This is a genomic window from Pseudomonas sp. NFACC32-1 (genome assembly GCF_900101215.1).
Classification (GTDB): domain Bacteria; phylum Pseudomonadota; class Gammaproteobacteria; order Pseudomonadales; family Pseudomonadaceae; genus Aquipseudomonas.
Genome location: NZ_FMUL01000001.1, coordinates 337,257 through 358,309, shown reverse-complemented (window position 1 = coordinate 358,309; position 21,053 = coordinate 337,257). Strand labels below are relative to the sequence as shown.

The window sequence follows — 21,053 nt, the reverse complement described above, 5'->3', positions numbered from 1 at the left end:
TTGCCTCGCTTTCAGTCTGCCTATAACTCCAGGCGAAGATGCCCCGCTGCCTTGCGCAGGCGCGCTCTTCGGCTGAACCGTGGATGGGGAACCATGAACACTTCTATCAGTACCGCCTACAACTACAAGGTGGTCCGCCAATTCGCCATTATGACGGTGGTGTGGGGCATCGTCGGCATGGGGCTCGGGGTTTTTCTCGCCGCCCAATTGGTCTGGCCACAGCTCAACTTCGATCTACCGTGGACCAGCTTCGGCCGCCTGCGCCCGCTGCACACCAACGCGGTGATCTTCGCCTTCGGTGGCTGCGCCCTGTTCGCCAGCTCGTTCTATTCGGTGCAGCGCACCTGCCAGACCCAGCTGTTTGCGCCAAAGCTCGCCGCATTCTGTTTCTGGGGCTGGCAACTGGTGATCCTGCTGGCGGCCATCAGCCTGCCGCTGGGCTACACCAGCTCCAAGGAATACGCCGAACTGGAATGGCCGATCGACATCCTGATCACCATCGTCTGGGTCGCCTACGCCATCGTGTTCTTCGGGACCGTGGCCAAGCGCAACACCAAGCACATCTACGTGGGCAACTGGTTCTTCGGTGGGTTCATCCTGACCGTGGCGATCCTGCACATCGTCAACAACCTGGAACTGCCGGTGAGCCTCACCAAGTCCTACTCGGTGTATGCCGGGGCCACGGACGCGATGGTGCAATGGTGGTACGGCCACAACGCCGTGGGCTTCTTCCTCACCGCAGGCTTCCTGGGGATGATGTACTACTTCGTGCCGAAACAGGCCGAGCGTCCGGTGTATTCCTATCGCCTGTCCATCGTGCACTTCTGGGCGCTGATCACCCTCTACATCTGGGCCGGTCCGCACCACCTGCACTACACCGCGCTGCCGGACTGGGCCCAATCCCTGGGCATGGTGATGTCGCTGATCCTGCTGGCACCGAGCTGGGGCGGCATGATCAACGGCATGATGACCCTCTCCGGCGCCTGGCATAAGCTGCGCAGCGACCCGATCCTGCGGTTCCTGGTGGTGTCCCTGGCGTTCTACGGCATGTCGACCTTCGAAGGTCCGATGATGGCGATCAAGACCGTCAACGCCCTCTCCCACTACACCGACTGGACCATCGGCCACGTACACGCCGGCGCCCTCGGCTGGGTGGCAATGATCTCCATCGGCGCGCTGTATCACATGATCCCGAAAGTCTTCGGCCGCACGCAGATGCACAGCATCGGCCTGATCAACGCGCACTTCTGGCTCGCGACCATCGGCACCGTGCTCTACATCGCCTCGATGTGGGTCAACGGCATCGCCCAGGGCCTGATGTGGCGCGCGGTGAACGAAGACGGGACCCTCACCTACTCCTTCGTCGAAACCCTGGTGGCCAGCCACCCCGGCTTCGTCGTGCGGCTGGCAGGCGGGGCGATCTTCCTCATCGGCATGCTGCTGATGGCCTACAACACCTGGCGCACCGTGCGGGCCTACCAGCCTGCCGAAGCCGCCGCTGCCGCGCAGATGGCCTGAGGAGTCCGCCATGAAACACGAAACAATCGAAAAAAACGTCGGCCTGCTGATGCTGCTGATGGTCCTGGCCGTGAGCATCGGTGGCCTGACCCAGATCGTCCCTCTGTTCTTCCAGGACGTGACCAACAAGCCGGTGGACGGCATGAAGCCCTACACCGCCCTGCAACTGGAAGGCCGCGACATCTATATCCGTGAAGGCTGCGTCGGTTGCCACTCGCAGATGATCCGTCCGTTCCGCGCCGAGACCGAACGCTACGGCCACTACTCGGTCGCCGGCGAAAGCGTCTGGGACCATCCGTTCCTGTGGGGTTCCAAGCGCACCGGTCCGGACCTGGCCCGGGTTGGCGCGCGCTACTCCGATGACTGGCACCGCGCCCACCTGTACAACCCGCGCAACGTCGTGCCCGAGTCGAAGATGCCGGCCTACCCGTGGCTGGTGACCAAGGCGGTGGACAGCAGCCATACCGAAGCCAAGCTGCGCACCATGCGCACCCTGGGCGTGCCGTACACCGACGATGACATCAGCGCCAGCGTGGCCTCGCTCCAGGGCAAGACCGAAATGGACGCGCTGGTGGCCTACCTGCAAGTGCTCGGCACTGCCATCAAGAGCAAGAGGTGAGCCCCATGTTTCTTGAAATGAGCACTGGAATGATCCGAGGGCTGGGCACGGTCGTGGTCTTCGTTGCCTTCGTCGGCCTGATCCTGTGGGTCTTCAGCAGCAAACGCGGCCCTGAATTCGCCCAGGCCCGCCTGCTGCCGTTCGCCGACGAGCCACCCGCCGACACCGCCAATCCCCAAGACCCTGCAACAAGGAGTACCCGGCCATGACCACCTTCTGGAGTACGTGGATCTGCGTACTGACCATCGGCAGCCTCATCGGCCTGACCTGGCTGCTGATCGGCACCCGCAAGGGCGAGACCAAGGGCAGCGTCGACCAGACCATGGGCCACAGCTTCGACGGCATCGAGGAGTACGACAACCCGCTGCCGCAGTGGTGGTTCCTGTTGTTCGCCGGCACCCTGGTGTTTTCCGTCGGCTACCTGGTCCTTTACCCGGGCCTGGGCAACTGGAAAGGCATCCTGCCCGGCTACGAGAATGGCTGGACCGGCGCCCATGAGTGGGAAAAGGAAATGGCCAAGGCCGACGCCAGGTTCGGACCGATCTTCGCCAAATTCGCCGCGATGCCGGTGGAAGAAGTCGCCAAGGACCCGCAGGCCCTGAAGATGGGCGGTCGCTTGTTCGCCTCCAACTGCTCGGTCTGCCACGGCTCCGACGCCAAGGGCGCGTTCGGCTTCCCGAACCTGGCCGACAGCAACTGGCGCTGGGGCGGCAATGCCGAAACCATCAAGGCCACGATCATGGGCGGTCGCATGGCGGCAATGCCGGCCTGGGGCGAGGTGCTGGGCGATGCCGGGGTCAAGAACGTAGCCGCCTACGTGCGTCATGACCTGGCCGGCCTGCCGTTGCCAGCGGACAGCGGCGCCGACCTGGAAGCCGGCAAGCAGGCCTTCAATACCACCTGTGTCGCCTGCCATGGCGCCACCGGCCAGGGCACCGAAGCCATGGGCGCGCCGAACCTGACGCAACCGGCTGGCTTCATCTACGGCACCAGCCTGGCACAGCTGCAGCAGACCATTCGCCATGGTCGCCAGGGTCATATGCCGGCCCAGAACGAACTGCTGGGCAATGACAAGGTGCAGTTGCTTGCAGCTTACGTCTACAGCCTGTCCCACCCTGCCGGTGCCGAGCGCCTGCAGGCTGAACACAAAAGCCAATAAATCCTGACCACACCAACAACCGCATTCACTCGAATGCGGTTGTTCGCCTCACTGCGCGACGCATTGTCGCACCCTCCCATGATCTTCCTTTCGGTTCACCGCAATCGGGTCTAAGCTCTCCTCTGCGTGTACTGGCGACTGCCGGTTTCAGGTCGACCCGACCCGATGTGTTCGACAATCGTTCGATAAAAATGCCGCAAAGACAGGCAGATACCGGCTATTTTCGAGATAGCTGCGTATCACCCGAACCCGTTGTGTGAACACACCCCGTTACAACCGACCCGACCCCCTCGCCTCTTTCCTTTGCCGCGGCTGTTTGCCGGGGCCGGATTTTGTCCCTACGCAATACATGGAAAGGCCGCAGAATCAGCGTTGGAAAGCATTGACCCAGGTCATGGCGCGTTGCAATGACCCCCTGCTTTCTCCATACTGCGGCCGATTTTTATCCTAATAAAACACCCAAACCGTGGAACCTTAGAATGAGCACAGCAATCAGTCCGACTGCTTATAACTATAAGGTAGTCCGCCAGTTCGCCATCATGACGGTGGTCTGGGGGATCCTTGGCATGGGGCTCGGTGTCTTCATCGCCTCGCAACTGGTCTGGCCGGAGTTGAACTTCGATCTGCCATGGACGACGTTTGGACGCCTGCGCCCACTGCACACCAACCTGGTGATCTTCGCCTTCGGTGGTTGTGCATTGTTTGCCACTTCCTACTACGTCGTGCAGCGAACCTGCCAAACGCGACTGATTTCCGACAGCCTCGCCGCCTTCACCTTCTGGGGTTGGCAAGCGGTGATCGTCGGCGCGATCGTGACCCTGCCAATGGGTTTCACCACCACCAAGGAATACGCCGAACTGGAATGGCCCCTGGCTATCCTGCTGGCCATCGTCTGGGTGACCTACGGTCTGGTGTTCTTCGGCACCATCGTCAAGCGCAAGACCAAGCACATCTATGTGGGCAACTGGTTCTACGGTGCCTTCATCGTCGTGACGGCCATGCTGCACATCGTCAACCACATGTCGTTGCCGGTCAGCCTGTTCAAGTCGTACTCGGCCTACTCGGGCGCGACCGACGCGATGATCCAGTGGTGGTACGGCCACAACGCCGTGGGCTTCTTCCTGACCACCGGCTTCTTGGGGATGATGTACTACTTCGTGCCGAAGCAGGCCGAGCGGCCGATCTACTCCTATCGCCTGTCCATCGTGCACTTCTGGGCGCTGATCACCCTGTACATCTGGGCCGGTCCGCACCACCTGCACTACACCGCGCTGCCGGACTGGGCCCAGTCCCTGGGCATGGCGATGTCGATCATCCTGCTGGCACCAAGCTGGGGCGGCATGATCAACGGCATGATGACCCTCTCCGGCGCCTGGCATAAGCTGCGTACCGACCCGATCCTGCGGTTCCTGGTGGTGTCCCTGGCGTTCTACGGCATGTCGACCTTCGAAGGCCCGATGATGGCGATCAAGACCGTCAACTCCCTCTCCCACTACACCGACTGGACCATCGGCCACGTACACGCCGGCGCCCTCGGCTGGGTAGCGATGATCTCCATCGGCGCCATCTACCACATGATCCCGAAACTGTTCGGTCGTGCGCAGATGCACAGCACCGGCCTGATCAACGCGCATTTCTGGCTCGCGACCATCGGTACCGTGCTCTACATCGCCTCGATGTGGGTCAACGGCATCACCCAGGGCCTGATGTGGCGTGCAATCAACGATGACGGCACCCTGACCTACTCGTTCGTCGAGGCGCTGCAAGCCAGTCACCCTGGTTTCATCGTGCGTGCCCTGGGCGGCGCGTTCTTCGCCAGCGGCATGCTGCTCATGGCCTACAACGTGTACCGCACCGTTCGTGCTTCTGACCCGGCTGAAGCTGAAGCCGCCGCCAAGATCGCCGTAGTTGGAGCTCACTGATGAAGCACGAAGCAGTAGAGAAGAATATCGGCCTGCTGGCCTTCTTCATGGTCATCGCCGTCAGCGTCGGCGGCCTGACCCAGATCGTTCCGCTGTTTTTCCAGGACGTGACCAACAAGCCGGTCGAAGGCATGAAGCCGCGCACCGCCCTTGAACTGGAAGGCCGCGACGTCTATATAGCCAACGGCTGTGTCGGCTGCCATTCGCAGATGATCCGTCCGTTCCGCGCCGAGACCGAACGCTACGGCCACTACTCGGTCGCCGGCGAAAGCGTCTGGGACCACCCGTTCCTGTGGGGCTCCAAGCGCACCGGTCCGGACCTGGCCCGTGTTGGCGGTCGCTACTCCGACGATTGGCAGCGTGCGCACCTGTACAACCCGCGCAACGTGGTGCCGGAGTCGAAAATGCCGGCCTACCCGTTCCTCGTAGAAAACAAGCTCGACGGCAAAGACACCGCGAAAAAAATGGAAGTCCTGCGCAGCCTGGGCGTTCCTTACACCGACGAAGACATCGCCGGTGCCAGGGATGCCGTGAAGGGCAAGACTGAAATGGACGCGCTGGTGGCCTATCTGCAAGGCCTGGGCACCATCATCAAAAGCAAACGGTGATTTAGATGGATATCGGGATGATTCGTGGCCTGGGCACCGTCGTCGTGATGGTGGCCTTTATCGGTCTGGCCCTGTGGGTGTTCAGCCCCAAGCGCAAGTCGGAGTTTGACGACGCGACCTTGCTGCCGTTCGCGGATGATCCCGAAGCCATCAAGCACGTCGAGCAAGCTTCTAGGAGTAACAAAGAATGACTACGTTCTGGAGTCTGTACGTCACAGTCCTCAGTCTGGGAACCATCTTCTCCCTGACCTGGCTGCTGCTGTCGACCCGCAAGGGCCAGCGCGCCGAACAAACGGACGAGACCGTTGGCCACTCGTTCGATGGCATCGAGGAATATGACAACCCTCTGCCAAAGTGGTGGTTCATGCTGTTCGTGGGCACCATCGTGTTCGCCCTCGGTTACCTGGTGCTCTACCCGGGCCTGGGCAACTGGAAAGGCCTGCTGCCGGGCTATAACTACCTGGACACCGAAAAGCAGACCCCTTTCGCCAATGGCCAGACCGGCTGGACCGGCGTGCACGAATGGGAAAAGGAAATGGCTCGTTCGGACGCCAAGTTCGGTCCGATCTTCGCCAAATTCGCATCCATGCCCATCGAAGAAGTCGCCAAGGACCCGCAAGCCCTGAAGATGGGTGGCCGCCTGTTCGCCTCCAACTGCTCGGTCTGCCACGGCTCCGACGCCAAGGGCGCCTATGGCTTCCCCAACCTGACCGACGCCGACTGGCGCTGGGGCGGTGAACCGGAAACCATCAAGACCACCATCATGGGCGGTCGTCACGCGGTCATGCCGGGTTGGGCTGCCGTGGTGGGCGAGCAAGGCGTAGCCGACGTGGCCTCCTACGTAGTGACCAGCCTGCACGGTCGCAAGCTGCCGGAAGGTGCCAAGGCCGATCCGGCCAACGGCCAGAAACTGTTCGCGGCCAACTGCGTGGCCTGTCACGGCCCGGCCGGCAAAGGCACGCCTGCCATGGGCGCGCCTGACCTGACGCATCCAGCCGGCTTCATCTACGGTTCGAGTTTCGCCCAGCTGCAGCAGACCATCCGTTACGGCCGCCAGGGCCAGATGCCGGCCCAGGCCGACCTGCAAGGCAACGACAAGGTCCACTTGCTGGCTGCCTATGTCTACAGCCTGTCTCACGGCGAGAAAGCACCTGCGGCCGACGCCCAGTAAAGCTAACGCCTGATGTACCGAAGGCCCCGTCAACCAGCGTTGACGGGGCCTTTTTGTTTGCCGGTGCGACAGGACGAAATGGTTTTATCTTGCCCGCAATCAGCAGCGGTAGTAACGTGCCTACATTCAGTTCTATTGAGGACGCCGCCATGTCCATCACCACTATTTCCAGCCGCGAATTCAACCACGACACAAGTGGTGCCAAAAAAGCCACCCGCCAGGGGCCGGTCATCATCACCGACCGTGGCAAGCCGGCCCACGTGCTGCTAAGCATTGAGGAGTACCAGAAACTGACCGGCGTTGGCACCAGCATTGTCGAGTTGCTGGTCATGCCCGACACACCGGATATCGATTTCGATACCGAACGTGCCGTCATCTCTCCTCGACCGGTGGACCTGTCCTGATGTATCTGCTCGACACTAACGTCATCTCGGAACTGCGCAAGCCTCAAGCCGATAAGAACGTACAGGCCTGGGCGCGTGGCGTGCCCGCCCCTAGCCTTTACCTCTCGGCGATTACCGTATTGGAATTGGAAACCGGCGTGTTGCGCTTCGAACGCAGGGACCCGGTACAAGGCAGCCGCCTGCGCGAATGGCTGGACAACCATGTCATGCCCGCATTCGCCGGAAGAATCCTGGCGGTCGACCGCGCTGTCGCGCTGCGCTGCGCTCGCCTGCACGTTCCGGATCGCAGCAATGAATGCGATGCACTGATTGCTGCCACTGCATTGGTCCACGGGCTGACCTTAGTCACCCGCAACGTGAGTGATTTTCATAACAGCGGCGTGGCGGTGCTCAACCCATGGTCATCCAGTCCAGCCGCTTGAGACGGCAGCTCCTACAATAGTCAATTGATCTGGGTCATGACTTGTTACATCCGCTACACCATTCTATGCAGACGCCCAACGCGACCAAAGGTCGCACCCGTGGCCTGAAGCGACAGGCGTATCATTGCGCCATTGCAACGCCCTTTCTGACCGTGGTCGGCACGTACTGGCCTCGGCACTTTTCCACTGCCGTGGGATGCATTCGATGAGTAACCAGATTCCGGTACATGACGTCACCCCGCCTGCCAAGGACGCGAACAAAACCGTCGACCTTTATGCCTCTCGGGAAAAGATCTACACGCGTGCCTTCACCGGCCTGTTCCGCAACCTGCGGATGGTCGGCGGCGCATTACTGTTCCTGCTGTATTTCGGTACGGTCTGGCTGAACTGGGGTGGCCACCAGGCCGTCTGGTGGAACCTGCCGGAACGCAAGTTCTTCATCTTCGGCGCGACCTTCTGGCCCCAGGACTTCATCCTGCTGTCGGGACTGCTGATCATCGCGGCCTTCGGCCTGTTCTTCATCACGGTCTATGCAGGGCGGATCTGGTGTGGCTATACCTGTCCGCAGAGCGTGTGGACCTGGATCTTCATGTGGTGTGAAAAAGTCACCGAAGGCGACCGCAACCAGCGCATCAAGCTGGACAAGGCGCCCATGAGCGCCAACAAATTCCTGCGCAAGTTCGCCAAGCACAGCCTGTGGCTGCTGATCGGCTTCGTCACCGGCATGACCTTCGTCGGCTACTTCACCCCCATTCGCGAACTGGTCTTCGAATTCTTCACCGGCCAGGCCGACGGCTGGTCGTATTTCTGGGTCGGCTTCTTCACCCTCGCCACCTATGGCAACGCCGGTTGGCTGCGCGAGCAGGTGTGCATCTACATGTGCCCCTATGCCCGCTTCCAGAGCGTGATGTTCGACAAGGACACCCTGATCGTGTCCTACGATCCGCGTCGCGGCGAAAGCCGTGGCCCGCGCAAGAAAGGCATCGACTACAAGGCCCTTGGACTGGGGGACTGCATCGACTGCACCATGTGCGTCCAGGTCTGCCCCACCGGTATCGATATCCGCGACGGCCTGCAGATCGAGTGCATCGGCTGTGCCGCCTGCATCGACGCCTGCGACAACATCATGGACAAGATGGACTACCCCCGCGGCCTGATCAGCTACACCACCGAACACAACCTGTCGGGGCAGAAAACCCATAAACTGCGTCCGCGCCTGATCGGCTATGCCCTGGTCCTGCTGACCATGATCAGCCTGCTGGTAACCGCGTTCTTCATGCGTTCGCTGGTGGGCTTCGACGTCAGCAAGGACCGCGTGCTGTACCGCGAGAACGCCGAAGGCCGGATCGAAAACGTCTACAGCCTGAAAATCATGAACAAGGACCAGCGCGATCACACCTATGTGCTGCAAGCCACCGGCCTGCCTGACCTCAAGCTTCAGGGCCGGCGGGAAATCAAGGTCGCGGCCGGCGACATCTTCAGCCAGCCGGTTGAACTGTCCAGCGCTCCGGATCAACTGCCGTCCAGCACCAATGAGGTGACTTTCATCCTCAAGGATGCCGATGACGACAGCGTTCATGTTGAAGCCAAGAGCCGGTTCATCGGCCCACAAACTCGTTGAGAGAAATGACATGCCTGCAGCAACTGCCTCCAGCCCTTGGTACAAGCACCTCTGGCCCTGGATCATCATCGGCATCCTGACCTGCTCGGTGGTGCTGAGCCTGTCCATGGTGACCATCGCGGTGAACAACCCGGACAACCTGGTGAACGACAACTACTACGAAGCCGGCAAGGGCATCAACCGCTCCCTGGAGCGCGAGCTGCTGGGCCAGACCCTGCAGTTGCATGCCAATGTGCAGCTCGATGACGTCACCGGCGAAGTGAACCTGCGCCTGAGCGGCAACAGCCGGCCCCAGACCCTGGAACTGAGCCTGATTTCGCCGACCCAGCCGGAGAAGGACCGCAAGGTCGTCCTGACCCGCAACGACAGCGAGCCTGGGCGGTATGTCGGACAGTTGACGGACAAGATCGAAGGCCGGCGCTTCGTGGAACTGCTGGGCATGGAGAACGGCAAGACCTGGCGCCTGTTCGAGGAAGAACAGATCAACCATGACCAGGACGTCTTGCTCGGTGACGAGCCGCTGCAAGGCGCTGAAGACTTGCACAAATAAGCCGCTTTTCCTGTGGCCAAGGAGTTGCTCCCATTGGGCCGCTAAGCGGCCCTGTGTTTGGTCCGGCGCCCCTTTCAGGCATATTGCGTTCTCTGACAACGGCGGCTCGTCGCCGAGCGGGAGCAAGCTCCCTCGCCACAAAAGGCTTTCATGCGACAACCATGACCACTCCACAGCCCTGCTACCACTGCGCCCTGCCCGTGCCTCCCGGCAGTCGCTTTACCGCCGTTGTCCTGGGTGAAACCCGCGAGCTGTGCTGCCCGGGCTGCCAGGCGGTGGCCCAGGCCATCGTGGCAGGCGGCCTGGAGAGTTATTATCAGCATCGCAGCGAGGCCTCGGCCAACCCCGAGACCCTGCCCACCCAGTTGACCGACGAACTGGCCCTGTATGACCGTCCCGATGTCCAGCAATCCTTTGTGCGCCACGAGGGCGAACTGGCGCAAGCCACCCTGCTGATGGAGGGCATCAGTTGCGCCGCCTGCGGCTGGCTGATCGAGAAACAGCTGCGCAGCCTGCCGGACGTGGCCGAGGCGCGCTTGAACCTCTCCAACCATCGCCTGCATGTACGCTGGGCCGACGCTCGCTTGCCCCTGAGCACGCTGCTCGCCGAATTGCGCCGCATCGGCTACGCCGCCCACCCGTACCACGCCGACCAGGCCAGCGAACAGCTCGCTGCACAGAACCGCCTGGCCCTGCGTCAGCTCGGCGTGGCCGGATTGCTGTGGTTCCAGGCCATGATGGCGACCATGGCCACCTGGCCGGAATTCAACATCGACCTGAGCCCCGAGATGCACACCATCCTGCGCTGGGTCGCGCTGTTCCTCACCACCCCGATCGTGTTCTACAGCTGCGCGCCTTTCTTCAAGGGCGCGATGCGTGACCTGCGCACCCGCCACCTGACCATGGACGTTTCCGTGTCCCTGGCCATCGGCAGTGCCTATGTCGCCGGAATCTGGACCTCCATCACCGGTACGGGAGAACTGTATTTCGACGCCGTGGGCATGTTCGCCCTGTTCCTGCTGGCCGGCCGATACCTGGAGCGCCGGGCCCGGGAACGTACCGCCGCCGCCACCGCGCAACTGGTCAACCTGTTGCCCGCGTCGTGCCTGCGCCTGGAAGACAACGGCCAGAGTGAACGCATCCTGCTCAGCGAGTTGCGCGTCGGCGACCGGGTACTGGTACAGCCCGGCGCGACCCTGCCGGCCGATGGCCGGATCCTCGACGGCCAGTCCAGTGTCGACGAGTCGCTGCTGACCGGCGAATACCTGCCCCAGCCTCGCCAGGCGGGCGATGCAGTCACTGCCGGCACGCTCAACGTCGAAGGAGCGCTGACGGTCGAAGTACTGGCCCTGGGACAAGACACTCGGTTGTCGGCCATCGTGCGCCTGCTGGAACGAGCCCAGGCCGAAAAACCGCGCCTGGCGGAAATCGCCGACCGCGCCGCCCAGTGGTTCCTGCTGTTTTCCCTGATCGCCGTGGCCGCCATCGGCCTGTTGTGGTGGCAACTGGATGCGTCCAGGGCATTCTGGATCGTCCTGGCGATGCTGGTCGCCACTTGCCCTTGCGCATTGTCCCTGGCGACCCCCACCGCCCTCACGGCCGCCACCGGCTCCCTGCACAAGCTCGGGCTGCTGTTGACCCGCGGGCATGTGCTGGAGGGATTGAATCAGATCGATACGGTGATTTTCGACAAGACCGGCACCCTCACCGAAGGTCGCCTGGCCTTGCGTGCCATTCGTCCGCTGGCCGCCCTGGACAGCGACCAGTGCCTGGGCTTGGCCGCAGCCCTGGAAAACCGCTCCGAGCATCCCATCGCCCGCGCCTTCGGGCGTGCGCCCCTGGCCGCCGAGCAAGTGCAAAGCACCCCGGGGCTGGGCCTGGAGGGATGGGTGGCCGAACGACGCCTGCGCATCGGCCACCCCGGCTTCGTTTGTGAGTTGAGCGGCGCCACCGTTCCATCGATGCCAGACGAACCCGGTCAATGGCTGCTGCTGGGCGATACCGACGGGCCGCAGGCGTGGTTTGTCCTGGACGATCGGCTACGCGCCGATGCCCCGGCACTGCTGGCGGCCTGCAAGGCGCGCGGCTGGCGTACGCTGCTGCTGTCGGGCGACAGCTCGCCGATGGTGGCCGGCGTGGCGGCCGAACTGGGCATCGACGAGGCCCGGGGTGGCCTGCGCCCGGACGACAAACTGGCGGTGCTGCAGCAGTTGCACCAGCAGGGTCACAAGGTACTGATGCTCGGCGACGGCGTGAACGACGTGCCGGTGCTGGCGGCCGCGGACATCAGCGTCGCCATGGGCTCGGCCACCGACCTGGCCAAGACCAGCGCCGACGCGGTGCTCCTGTCCAACCGCCTCGACGCCCTGGTCCACGCCTTCGCCCTGGCCCGCCGCACCCGCCGGGTGATTATCGAGAACCTGGCGTGGGCCGCGCTGTACAATGGCCTCATGCTGCCGTTCGCCGCCCTCGGCTGGATCACACCGGTTTGGGCGGCGGTCGGTATGTCCATCAGTTCGTTGACCGTGGTGTTGAATGCGCTGAGGCTGACTCGCCAGCCCCGGGCGCCCGTTTGCGCCACCACCCCCGACACCCGCCCGCTGCCGGCCTGAGCCGCGCGGGCATGGAGTTCCGACAATGCCAGCTCTGTATGTGATGATCCCGGCGGCACTGCTGATCGTCGCCATCGCCGTCTACATCTTCTTCTGGGCCGTGGACAGCGGGCAGTACGACGACCTCGACGGCCCGGCCCACAGCATCCTGTTCGACGACCAGGACCCGAACCACAAGGCCGCGGTGGACGAGGCCGACGGTCAACCCCGCGAACCGGACGACAAGGCCCCTCCTCATGCTTGAGCTGGCGCCGCAACTGGTCTCGGCGGTCATTCTCGGCCTGTTGGGCGGTGGGCACTGCCTGGGTATGTGCGGCGGCCTGATGGGTGCCCTGACCCTGGCGATTCCCAAGGAACAGCGCAGCCGGCGCTTGCGGCTGCTGCTGGCGTACAACCTGGGACGGATCCTGAGCTATGCCACCGCCGGACTGCTGATCGGCCTGGCCGGCTGGGCTGTCGCCAACAGCGCAGCGGCGATGATCCTGCGGGTCCTGGCCGGCTTGCTGCTGATCGCCATGGGCCTGTACCTGGCGGGCTGGTGGAGCGGCCTGACCCGTATCGAAAGCGTCGGTCGCGGGCTGTGGCGGCTCATCCAGCCCGTCGCCAATCGCTTGCTCCCTGTTTCGAGCCTGCCTCGGGCCCTGCTGCTGGGCGCGTTATGGGGCTGGCTGCCGTGCGGCCTGGTCTATAGCACCTTGTTGTGGTCGGCGAGCCAGGGCAACGCGCTGGACAGCGCGCTCTTGATGCTTGCCTTCGGCCTCGGCACCTGGCCGGTACTGCTCGCCACGGGCCTGGCAGCCGAGCGCGTCACGGCGCTGTTGCGCAAGCGCAGCGTGCGCGTGGCCGGCGGGCTGCTGGTGATGGTCTTCGGCCTCTGGACCCTGCCGGGGCCGCACCAGCATTGGCTTATGGGGCACTGATCGGCAACCGTCATCCCTCGCAGGCTCGCTCGTACACTCACCACGCCCCTGCCCACAGTCGACGCCCGTTGATGCAAATCAAGACGCTCCCCCGCTGGCATCCCTAGACTCGCCCCATGCCAGTTTATCCGGGGAACGCCCGCATGCTCGACGCCATTCGTTGGGACCCAGACCTGATCCGCCGCTATGACCTGGCGGGGCCTCGCTACACCTCGTACCCGACCGCGGCGCAATTCACCAGCCAGGTGGGGACCTTCGACCTGCTCCACGCCCTGCGCGAGAGCCGCAAGGCATTGCGGCCACTGTCGCTGTACGTGCACGTGCCGTTCTGCGCGAACATCTGCTACTACTGCGCCTGCAACAAAGTCATCACCAAGGACCGGGGCCGTGCCCACGCCTACCTGCAGCGCCTGGAACAGGAAATCCAGCTGATCGGTTGCCATCTGGACCCGACCCAGCGCGTGGAACAGTTGCACCTGGGCGGCGGCACGCCAACGTTCCTCAGCCATGACGAGTTGCGCCAGTTGATGGCCAAGCTGCGCAAGCATCTGAATCTGCAGGACGACGATTCCGGCGACTACGGCATCGAGATCGATCCACGGGAAGCCGACTGGTCCACCATGGGCCTGTTGCGGGAACTGGGATTCAACCGGGTCAGCATCGGCGTGCAGGACCTCGACCCTGCCGTGCAGCGGGCCGTCAATCGCCTGCAAAGCCTGGATGAAACCCGCGCCGTGATCGAGGCGGCCCGCACCTTGCAATTTCGCTCGATCAACATCGACCTGATCTACGGCCTGCCCAAACAGACCCCGGAAAACTTTGCCCGCACCGTACAGGAGATCATCCAGCTGCAGCCCGATCGCCTGTCGGTGTTCAATTATGCCCATCTGCCGGAGCGCTTCATGCCCCAGCGGCGCATCGACAGCCAGGACCTGCCGTGCCCCGTGCAAAAGCTGGCCATGCTGCAAGGCACCATCGAACAGCTGACCGCCGCCGGTTACCGCTACATTGGCATGGACCACTTCGCCCTGCCCGACGACGACCTGGCGATCGCCCAGGAAGAGGCCACCCTGCAACGCAATTTCCAGGGCTACACCACCCATGGCCACTGCGACCTGATCGGCCTCGGCGTGTCGGCCATCAGCCAGATCGGCGACCTTTACTGCCAGAACAACAGCGATTTGAACCAGTACCAGAACACCCTGGCCGACGGCCAACTGGCGACCAGTCGCGGCCTGCTCTGCACCGCCGACGACCGCCTGCGGCGGGCGGTGATCCAGCAGTTGATCTGCCATTTCAACCTGGAATTCGCCGAGATCGAGCGAGCCTTCGACATCGATTTCGTCGAGTACTTCGCCTCGGTGTGGCCATCCCTGCAAGTCATGGCCGACGATGGCCTGATCGAGCTCGACAGCGAACACATCAGGGTCCTGCCCGCCGGGCGCCTGCTGGTGCGCTCGGTGTGCATGGTGTTCGACGCCTATCTGGAGCAGCAAAATCGCCAGCGCTTCTCCCGCGTGATCTGAGCGCGACAATTTGACGACGAAAGCGCACTGGCCGGGTTGCCTGAGCTGGGTTACCCTTACGGCTGATGTGTGTTTTTCCCACAAGGATTAAAGAAATGTCCGAGCCCGTCAAATTGCGCGCACACAACCAGGCCCATTGCAAGGATTGCAGCCTGGCCCCTCTATGCCTGCCACTTTCTCTGAATCTGGAGGACATGGACGCGCTGGACGAAATCGTCAAGCGGGGCCGCCCCTTGAAGAAAGGTGAGTTCCTGTTCCGCCAGGGCGACACGTTCGACTCCGTGTACGCCGTGCGATCGGGCGCCTTGAAGACGTTCAACCTCAGTGACAGCGGCGAGGAGCAGCTCACCGGTTTCCACCTGCCCAGCGAGCTGGTGGGCCTGTCAGGCATGGACACCGAAAGCCATCCGGTCTCGGCCCAGGCGCTGGAAACCACCTCGGTCTGCGAGATTCCGTTCGAACGCCTCGACGAACTGGCGCTGCAACTGCCACAGCTGCGTCGCCAACTGATGCGGGTGATGAGCCGCGAGATCCGCGACGATCAGCAAATGATGCTGCTGCTCTCGAAAAAGACCGCCGACGAGCGCATCGCCACCTTCCTGGTCAACCTCTCCGCGCGCTTCCGTGCCCGGGGCTTCTCCGCCAACCAGTTCCGCCTGAGCATGTCGCGCAACGAAATCGGCAACTACCTGGGCCTGGCCGTGGAAACCGTGTCGCGGGTATTCACCCGCTTCCAGCAGAACGAACTGATCGCCGCCGAAGGCAAGGAAATCCACATCCTCGACCCGATCCAGCTCTGCGCCCTGGCCGGCGGCTCGATCGACGGCTGATGAATGCGAGCGGCTGAGGGTTTCCCTCGGCCGCGCTATACTGCCGCGTTTGCAGCCTTGCCAGGACACCTCGACGATGGTCTTCGACTCCTTCGACATCAAATCCCTGATCCGCCCCGTAATCGATTTCCCCAAGCCCGGCGTGATCTTTCGCGACATCACCCCACTGTTCCAGTCCCCCACCGCCCTGCGGCTGGTCATGGACAGCTTCGCCCACCGCTATGTCGAAGCCGACTTCACCCACATCGGCGCGATGGATGCCCGGGGCTTCCTGATCGGCTCGATCCTGGCCTACCAGTTGAACAAGCCATTGGTGCTGTTTCGCAAGCAAGGCAAGCTGCCAGCCGATGTGCTGGCCGAGGGTTACCAGACCGAATACGGCGAAGCCTTCCTTGAAGTGCACGCCGACAGCCTGTGCGAGGGTGATTCGGTGGTGATGTTCGATGACCTGATCGCCACCGGCGGCACGCTGATCGCCGCCGCCAACCTGATCCGTCGCATGGGCGCCAAGGTCCATGAAGCCGCCGCGATCATCGACCTGCCGGAACTGCTCGGTTCCCAGCGCCTGGAAGACATGGGCATCCCCACCTTCTGCCTGACGCAGTTCTCCCTCAGCGAAAAATAACGGGCAGGCAACCATCGAACCTGTGGGAGCGAGCTTGCTCGCGATGGCGGTCTATCAGTCGCATGGAGGTTGGCTGATCCACCGCTATCGCGAGCAGGCTCGCTCCCACAGGTACTGTGTAGCGGTTACAACGCGATCGGCTTGCGACCGGCAAACGAATGCGCCAGCGTCCCGCCGTCCACCAGCTCCAGCTCCCCACCCAGCGGCACGCCATGGGCGATGCGTGAGGCGACCAGGCCTTTGTTGCTCAGCAGCTGGGCGATGTAGTGCGCGGTGGCTTCGCCCTCCACTGTCGGGTTGGTGGCCAGGATCACTTCCTTGAAGGTGCCGGCCTCTTCGATGCGCGCCATCAGCTCAGGAATGCCGATGGCTTCCGGCCCCAGGCCGTCGAGGGGCGACAGATGTCCCTTGAGCACGAAATAACGCCCACGAAACCCGGTCTGCTCCACCGCGTACACGTCCATCGGCCCTTCCACGACGCACAACAGGCTGTCGTCCCGCCGCGGGTCGGCGCATTGGGGGCACAGGTCGTCCTCGGTGAGGGTCCGGCACTGACGGCAATGCCCTACCCCTTCCATGGCCTGGCTCAAGGCCTGGGCCAGGCGTGAGCCGCCGCTGCGATCACGCTCGAGCAACTGCAACGCCATGCGCTGGGCCGTTTTCTGACCCACGCCCGGCAAGGTTCGCAGGGCATCGATCAGTTGGCGAATCAAAGGGCTGAAGCTCATTGAGGAAATATCCGACATGACAACGAGACGCGGTTTATACCCGCGCCTCCGATTAGCGTCAAATACTCAATCCTGTGCCACCCGCACTACCAGCTTGCCGAAATTGCGTCCCTCCAACAGGCCGATAAACGCCTGCGGTGCGTTCTCGAGGCCATCGACCACGTCTTCGCGGAACCTCACCTTGCCGTCCCGGACCCAGGGTGCCATGGCACTGAGAAATTCCGGCTGCCGGTCGCCGTAGTCGTCGAACACGATAAACCCTTGCATCCGCACCCGCTTGGTCAGCAAGGTGCGCTGCAGGAGCGGCAGGCGGTCGGGACCGTCCGGAGCCTGGTGATCATTGTAGGAAGCGATCAGCCCGCAGAGTGGAATGCGCGCCTTGGCATTGAGCAGTGGCACCACGGCATCGAAAACCTTGCCGCCGACATTTTCATAATAGATGTCGATCCCTTTGTCACAGGTCCGGGCCAGCTCCTCGGCAAAATCCGCGCGTTTATGATCGACGCAGGCATCGAACCCCAACTCCTCCACCACGTATCTGCATTTCTCGCTGCCGCCGGCCACGCCTACCACCCGCAGCCCCTTGATCTTCGCCACCTGGCCGACCACCGAGCCGACGGCGCCCGAGGCCGCCGCCACGACCAGGGTTTCCCCGGCCCGGGGTTGGCCGATGTCCATCAATCCCATGTAGGCCGTCATGCCCGGCATGCCCAGCACACCCAGGGCCATCGATGGGCTGGGCAGCCCGGAGGGAATGGGGATGATGTTGCGGCCATCACTGATGCTGCGGCTCTGCCAGCCCGTTACCCCCACCACCAGGTCGCCTTCCTGGAATTTCGGATGCAGGGAGCGCTCCACGCGACTGACGGCCCCGCCGGTCATCACTTCATCGATCTGCACGGGCGCGGCATAGGACGGTGCGTCGCTCATTCGCCCGCGCATGTAGGGGTCCAGGGACAGGAACAGTGTCTTGAGCAGGACCTGCCCTTCTGCCAGGTCCGGTAATGTCACCTGCTCGATGCGGAAATTCTCCGGGACGGGCGCCCCCTTGGGACGGGAAGCAAGAACGATGCGCTGGTTGGTTATCGATGCCTGTGACATGGAAACGTCTCCTTGATCGTGGATGGGCGTGCATAGGCAGCAGACCACTGCCCAAGGGGCAGCGTTCGATGTTTGTGCGCTCGGCCCGCGACGCCAGGAATTTCTGAAGCGGACACAAAAATGCCAGGCGCGGTGCCTGGCATTGTGTGTAGCCCATCCCCGTAGGGATCGCGAATCAGAACGGCAGCTTCATGCCCGGTGGCAGTTGCATGCCGGCGGTCATGCCGGACATCTTTTCCTGGCTGTTGGCTTCGATCTTGCGCACCGCGTCGTTGACGGCGGCGGCGAACAGGGCCTCAAGCATTTCCTTGTCGTCTTCGCTCAGGCCTTCGACCACGCTTGGATCGATGCTGACGCGCTTGATGTCGTGGCGACCGGTCATGACCACGGTCACCATGTCACCGCCGGATTTGCCGGTGACTTCGGCGTTGGCCAGCTCTTCCTGCATCTTGGCCATTTTTTCCTGCATCTGCTGTGCCTGCTTCATCAGGCCGGCCATGCCACCTTTCATCATGGGAATCACCTCGAAAGTACTTGGATAGATACCGCGCCCGAACCGTCCGGTCCGGCGCTTTCAGTTATGAGCCCTGGCTGACCGGGGCCTCGACAGGTTCGATAGTATCGTGACGGACCACGGCGCCGAACTGTTGCATCATCTGCTGGATGAACGGATCGTTGTGGATCGACTCCTCGGCCTCGCGCTGACGGTCGGCACGGCGTCGTGCCGCCGCCTGGGCCGGGGTTTCCTGCTCGGGCTTGATCAGCTCGATGCTCAGGGTCAGGGTGCGCTGATGATACTGGTTCAGCGCATCGTTGAGGCGACGCTGCTGGGTCGCGTTGAACAGCGCACTGTGGGCCGGATCCAGGTGCAGCAGCCAATGGTCGCCCTCCACGGAAATCAGCGTGCAGTTGGCGGCGATACTGCCGGTCATGCCGGAAATCGGCAGTTTCGCAAACAGCTCCAGCCATTGCAGGGCCAGCCCGGTGGCCGGCATCGCGGCAGGTTCCGGCTCGGGTTCGGGCGTCGGCTCGCGGGCATGCTCGCTGGCCAGGTCGTCCAGATAGCTGTAGGCCGAGTCCAGGTCCGGCTCGATATAGTCTTCATCCAGCGGAGGCTCGTCGTCCAGGTCAGTGCCAGGGGTGGCGAGATCGACCTCGGCCGCCGTCGGCTCCGGCATGGGGGCCGCGACCCACTCGGGGGCGTCGGGCACCACACTGTCCGGGGTCGGCATGGGGAGCGGCGGCAGCTCGGGCTGCTGGGCTGTGGTATCCAGCACAGGCTGCCGGGCAGGCGGCTGGACGATCTCAGGCTCCACCGGATCGTTCCAGGGCAGGTCGATGACTGCTTCGGCAACCGGTTCGGGAGCTGGCTCTGGTTCGGGCACAGGCTGCGCAGCCGCGACAACAGGTGTCGGGGCCGGTTGCGCAATGGCTGCTACCGTAGCCGGGGCAGAAACCACTGCCGGCGCAACAACAGGCGCGGCAGCCACTGGCCTGGTGGAATCAGCTGTGGCCTGGCTGATCCCCACTGGCTTTAGCACCGGCCTCGGCGCGTCCGCCGTATCGGCGGGCCGGAACGCCAGCATCCGCAACAGCACCATTTCGAAGCCGCCTCGCGGATCCGGCGCCAAAGGCAGGTCGCGACGGCCGATGAGGCCCATCTGGTAATAGAACTGCACGTCTTCGGCTGGCAAGGCCTGGGCCAGGGCCAATACCCGATCACGGTCGCCATGGCCATTGTCGACACCTTCAGGCAAGGCCTGGGCGATGGCGACACGGTGCAATACGTTGAGGATTTCCGACAGCACGCCATTCCAGTCCGGGCCTTGCTCGGCCAGGTGACGCACGGCTTCGAGCAACGCCTTCGCGTCGCCTTCGATCAGCGCATGCAACACGTCATAGACCTGGCCATGGTCCAGGGTACCGAGCATGGCCCGCACGTCGGCGGCCATCACCTTGCCTTCGCCAAAGGCAATGGCCTGGTCGGTGAGGCTCATGGCGTCACGCATCGAACCGTCGGCGGCGCGCCCCAGCAGCCACAACGCGTCGTCTTCGAACGGCACGTTCTCGACACCCAGCACATGGGTGAGGTGCTCGACGACCCGCTCCGGCGTCATGTTCTTGAGGGAGAACTGCAGGCAACGGGACAAAATTGTCGCGGGAAGTTTCTGCGGGTCGGTGGTCGCCAGGATGAACTTGACGTAGGGCGGCGGCTCCTCAAGCGTCTTGAGCAGCGCATTGAAGGAATGGCTGGAGAGCATGTGCACTTCGTCGATCAGGTAGACCTTGAAGCGCCCACGGCTCGGGGCGTACTGCACGTTGTCGAGCAGTTCGCGGGTGTCTTCGACCTTGGTGCGACTGGCGGCGTCGATCTCGATGAGGTCGACGAAACGGCCCTCGTCGATCTCGCGACAGACCGAACATTCGCCACACGGCGTGGAAGTGATGCCGGTTTCGCAGTTCAGGCACTTGGCGATGATCCGCGCAATGGTGGTCTTGCCCACGCCCCGCGTCCCCGTGAACAGGTAGGCGTGGTGCAGCCGCTGGCTGTCCAAGGCATTGATCAGAGCCTTGAGCACATGGGTCTGGCCGACCATTTCGCGGAACGAGCGCGGACGCCATTTACGTGCAAGAACCTGATAACTCATCGAAAACCGTCGCAACGAAGGAACACAAGCGGCTAATGCTAGCGGAGCAGGGGCGAAATTGCATCCGGT

At 63.0% G+C, this 21,053-nt stretch carries 22 protein-coding genes; 18 read left to right on the top strand and 4 right to left on the bottom strand.

Translation table 11 applies throughout. The annotated features are described in order from the left end of the window. The first annotated feature begins 93 nt into the window (after positions 1 to 93). The 18 genes from ccoN (BLP99_RS01555) to BLP99_RS01470 all read left to right on the top strand — a co-directional run bounded on the left by ccoN (BLP99_RS01555) (position 94) and on the right by BLP99_RS01470 (position 16,507). A complete protein-coding gene (gene ccoN, locus BLP99_RS01555; RefSeq protein ID WP_072389038.1) occupies positions 94 to 1,518 on the top strand; it encodes a cytochrome-c oxidase, cbb3-type subunit I in 1,425 nt (474 codons plus the stop codon). 10 nt (positions 1,519 to 1,528) lie between these two features. Next, on the top strand, positions 1,529 to 2,137 hold the full coding sequence (gene ccoO / locus BLP99_RS01550; protein ID WP_072389040.1) for a cytochrome-c oxidase, cbb3-type subunit II: 609 nt from the start codon (positions 1,529 to 1,531) through the stop codon (positions 2,135 to 2,137). A gap of 5 nt (positions 2,138 to 2,142) precedes the next feature. Beyond that, complete coding sequence (locus tag BLP99_RS01545; protein ID WP_072389042.1) at positions 2,143 to 2,346, top strand: cbb3-type cytochrome oxidase subunit 3; 204 nt, start codon at positions 2,143 to 2,145, stop codon at positions 2,344 to 2,346. Further along, complete coding sequence (gene ccoP, locus BLP99_RS01540) at positions 2,343 to 3,296, top strand: cytochrome-c oxidase, cbb3-type subunit III (RefSeq protein WP_072389044.1); 954 nt, start codon at positions 2,343 to 2,345, stop codon at positions 3,294 to 3,296. The genes BLP99_RS01545 and ccoP (BLP99_RS01540) overlap by 4 nt, the downstream gene beginning before the upstream one ends. Positions 3,297 to 3,775: 479 nt before the next feature. Continuing rightward, on the top strand, positions 3,776 to 5,218 hold the full coding sequence (gene ccoN / locus BLP99_RS01535) for a cytochrome-c oxidase, cbb3-type subunit I (protein ID WP_053158760.1): 1,443 nt from the start codon (positions 3,776 to 3,778) through the stop codon (positions 5,216 to 5,218). Continuing rightward, on the top strand, positions 5,218 to 5,826 hold the full coding sequence (gene ccoO / locus BLP99_RS01530; protein ID WP_053158763.1) for a cytochrome-c oxidase, cbb3-type subunit II: 609 nt from the start codon (positions 5,218 to 5,220) through the stop codon (positions 5,824 to 5,826). The genes ccoN (BLP99_RS01535) and ccoO (BLP99_RS01530) overlap by 1 nt, the downstream gene beginning before the upstream one ends. Before the next feature lie 5 nt (positions 5,827 to 5,831). Next, positions 5,832 to 6,017: a CcoQ/FixQ family Cbb3-type cytochrome c oxidase assembly chaperone gene (locus BLP99_RS01525; protein ID WP_003183474.1), complete on the top strand. Its 186-nt coding sequence runs from the start codon at positions 5,832 to 5,834 to the stop codon at positions 6,015 to 6,017. Further along, complete coding sequence (gene ccoP / locus BLP99_RS01520; RefSeq protein WP_053158766.1) at positions 6,014 to 6,997, top strand: cytochrome-c oxidase, cbb3-type subunit III; 984 nt, start codon at positions 6,014 to 6,016, stop codon at positions 6,995 to 6,997. The genes BLP99_RS01525 and ccoP (BLP99_RS01520) overlap by 4 nt, the downstream gene beginning before the upstream one ends. A 149-nt stretch (positions 6,998 to 7,146) precedes the next feature. Further along, the gene (locus BLP99_RS01515) at positions 7,147 to 7,401 is read left to right on the top strand and encodes a type II toxin-antitoxin system Phd/YefM family antitoxin (RefSeq protein WP_072430349.1); all 255 of its coding nucleotides are present in this window, start codon (positions 7,147 to 7,149) and stop codon (positions 7,399 to 7,401) included. Continuing rightward, on the top strand, positions 7,401 to 7,823 hold the full coding sequence (locus BLP99_RS01510) for a type II toxin-antitoxin system VapC family toxin (protein ID WP_072430348.1): 423 nt from the start codon (positions 7,401 to 7,403) through the stop codon (positions 7,821 to 7,823). Before BLP99_RS01515 ends, BLP99_RS01510 begins: the two co-directional genes overlap by 1 nt. A 205-nt stretch (positions 7,824 to 8,028) precedes the next feature. Then, complete coding sequence (gene ccoG, locus BLP99_RS01505; RefSeq protein WP_072430347.1) at positions 8,029 to 9,444, top strand: cytochrome c oxidase accessory protein CcoG; 1,416 nt, start codon at positions 8,029 to 8,031, stop codon at positions 9,442 to 9,444. 10 nt (positions 9,445 to 9,454) lie between these two features. Next, positions 9,455 to 9,994, top strand: coding sequence for a FixH family protein (locus BLP99_RS01500; protein ID WP_072389052.1), 540 nt, complete (start codon positions 9,455 to 9,457; stop codon positions 9,992 to 9,994). 161 nt (positions 9,995 to 10,155) lie between these two features. Further along, entirely contained in the window at positions 10,156 to 12,606 is a 2,451-nt protein-coding gene (locus tag BLP99_RS01495) for a heavy metal translocating P-type ATPase (RefSeq protein WP_072389055.1), read from the top strand. 25 nt (positions 12,607 to 12,631) lie between these two features. Next, on the top strand, positions 12,632 to 12,850 hold the full coding sequence (gene ccoS, locus BLP99_RS01490) for a cbb3-type cytochrome oxidase assembly protein CcoS (protein ID WP_053158784.1): 219 nt from the start codon (positions 12,632 to 12,634) through the stop codon (positions 12,848 to 12,850). Next, positions 12,843 to 13,526 carry a sulfite exporter TauE/SafE family protein gene (locus BLP99_RS01485; protein ID WP_072389057.1) on the top strand — a complete coding sequence of 228 codons (684 nt, stop codon included), beginning with the start codon at positions 12,843 to 12,845 and terminating at the stop codon, positions 13,524 to 13,526. The genes ccoS and BLP99_RS01485 overlap by 8 nt, the downstream gene beginning before the upstream one ends. Before the next feature lie 143 nt (positions 13,527 to 13,669). Continuing rightward, the gene (gene hemN / locus BLP99_RS01480; RefSeq protein WP_072458064.1) at positions 13,670 to 15,052 is read left to right on the top strand and encodes an oxygen-independent coproporphyrinogen III oxidase; all 1,383 of its coding nucleotides are present in this window, start codon (positions 13,670 to 13,672) and stop codon (positions 15,050 to 15,052) included. A 95-nt stretch (positions 15,053 to 15,147) separates the two neighbouring features. Beyond that, complete coding sequence (gene fnr / locus BLP99_RS01475) at positions 15,148 to 15,882, top strand: fumarate/nitrate reduction transcriptional regulator Fnr (RefSeq protein ID WP_072389061.1); 735 nt, start codon at positions 15,148 to 15,150, stop codon at positions 15,880 to 15,882. 76 nt (positions 15,883 to 15,958) lie between these two features. After that, positions 15,959 to 16,507 carry an adenine phosphoribosyltransferase gene (locus tag BLP99_RS01470; RefSeq protein WP_072389063.1) on the top strand — a complete coding sequence of 183 codons (549 nt, stop codon included), beginning with the start codon at positions 15,959 to 15,961 and terminating at the stop codon, positions 16,505 to 16,507. Between the two features lie 125 nt (positions 16,508 to 16,632). Here the strand turns inward: BLP99_RS01470 and recR are convergent, their stop codons facing one another. From recR to dnaX, 4 genes are all read right to left on the bottom strand, one after another. After that, on the bottom strand, positions 16,633 to 17,235 hold the full coding sequence (recR, locus tag BLP99_RS01465; RefSeq protein WP_072389065.1) for a recombination mediator RecR: 603 nt from the start codon (positions 17,233 to 17,235) through the stop codon (positions 16,633 to 16,635). 66 nt (positions 17,236 to 17,301) lie between these two features. Beyond that, positions 17,302 to 18,336 carry an NADP-dependent oxidoreductase gene (locus BLP99_RS01460; protein WP_072458065.1) on the bottom strand — a complete coding sequence of 345 codons (1,035 nt, stop codon included), beginning with the start codon at positions 18,334 to 18,336 and terminating at the stop codon, positions 17,302 to 17,304. 175 nt (positions 18,337 to 18,511) lie between these two features. Beyond that, positions 18,512 to 18,850 carry a YbaB/EbfC family nucleoid-associated protein gene (locus tag BLP99_RS01455; RefSeq protein ID WP_053153324.1) on the bottom strand — a complete coding sequence of 113 codons (339 nt, stop codon included), beginning with the start codon at positions 18,848 to 18,850 and terminating at the stop codon, positions 18,512 to 18,514. A gap of 64 nt (positions 18,851 to 18,914) precedes the next feature. Beyond that, positions 18,915 to 20,984, bottom strand: coding sequence for a DNA polymerase III subunit gamma/tau (dnaX, locus tag BLP99_RS01450; protein WP_072389069.1), 2,070 nt, complete (start codon positions 20,982 to 20,984; stop codon positions 18,915 to 18,917). Positions 20,985 to 21,053: the final 69 nt, after the last annotated feature.

Coding starts and splice junctions, on each gene's coding strand:
- dnaX (WP_072389069.1), bottom strand. CDS start 20,984: ATGAGTTATCAGGTTCTTGCACGTAAATGGCGTCCGCGCTCGTTCCGC.
- ccoS (WP_053158784.1), top strand. CDS start 12,632: ATGCCAGCTCTGTATGTGATGATCCCGGCGGCACTGCTGATCGTCGCC.
- BLP99_RS01485 (WP_072389057.1), top strand. CDS start 12,843: ATGCTTGAGCTGGCGCCGCAACTGGTCTCGGCGGTCATTCTCGGCCTG.
- BLP99_RS01460 (WP_072458065.1), bottom strand. CDS start 18,336: ATGTCACAGGCATCGATAACCAACCAGCGCATCGTTCTTGCTTCCCGT.
- ccoP (WP_072389044.1), top strand. CDS start 2,343: ATGACCACCTTCTGGAGTACGTGGATCTGCGTACTGACCATCGGCAGC.
- ccoN (WP_072389038.1), top strand. CDS start 94: ATGAACACTTCTATCAGTACCGCCTACAACTACAAGGTGGTCCGCCAA.
- BLP99_RS01510 (WP_072430348.1), top strand. CDS start 7,401: ATGTATCTGCTCGACACTAACGTCATCTCGGAACTGCGCAAGCCTCAA.
- BLP99_RS01500 (WP_072389052.1), top strand. CDS start 9,455: ATGCCTGCAGCAACTGCCTCCAGCCCTTGGTACAAGCACCTCTGGCCC.
- BLP99_RS01495 (WP_072389055.1), top strand. CDS start 10,156: ATGACCACTCCACAGCCCTGCTACCACTGCGCCCTGCCCGTGCCTCCC.
- BLP99_RS01545 (WP_072389042.1), top strand. CDS start 2,143: ATGTTTCTTGAAATGAGCACTGGAATGATCCGAGGGCTGGGCACGGTC.
- ccoO (WP_072389040.1), top strand. CDS start 1,529: ATGAAACACGAAACAATCGAAAAAAACGTCGGCCTGCTGATGCTGCTG.
- ccoG (WP_072430347.1), top strand. CDS start 8,029: ATGAGTAACCAGATTCCGGTACATGACGTCACCCCGCCTGCCAAGGAC.
- recR (WP_072389065.1), bottom strand. CDS start 17,235: ATGAGCTTCAGCCCTTTGATTCGCCAACTGATCGATGCCCTGCGAACC.
- ccoO (WP_053158763.1), top strand. CDS start 5,218: ATGAAGCACGAAGCAGTAGAGAAGAATATCGGCCTGCTGGCCTTCTTC.
- BLP99_RS01525 (WP_003183474.1), top strand. CDS start 5,832: ATGGATATCGGGATGATTCGTGGCCTGGGCACCGTCGTCGTGATGGTG.
- ccoP (WP_053158766.1), top strand. CDS start 6,014: ATGACTACGTTCTGGAGTCTGTACGTCACAGTCCTCAGTCTGGGAACC.
- BLP99_RS01470 (WP_072389063.1), top strand. CDS start 15,959: ATGGTCTTCGACTCCTTCGACATCAAATCCCTGATCCGCCCCGTAATC.
- hemN (WP_072458064.1), top strand. CDS start 13,670: ATGCTCGACGCCATTCGTTGGGACCCAGACCTGATCCGCCGCTATGAC.
- ccoN (WP_053158760.1), top strand. CDS start 3,776: ATGAGCACAGCAATCAGTCCGACTGCTTATAACTATAAGGTAGTCCGC.
- BLP99_RS01455 (WP_053153324.1), bottom strand. CDS start 18,850: ATGATGAAAGGTGGCATGGCCGGCCTGATGAAGCAGGCACAGCAGATG.
- BLP99_RS01515 (WP_072430349.1), top strand. CDS start 7,147: ATGTCCATCACCACTATTTCCAGCCGCGAATTCAACCACGACACAAGT.
- fnr (WP_072389061.1), top strand. CDS start 15,148: ATGTCCGAGCCCGTCAAATTGCGCGCACACAACCAGGCCCATTGCAAG.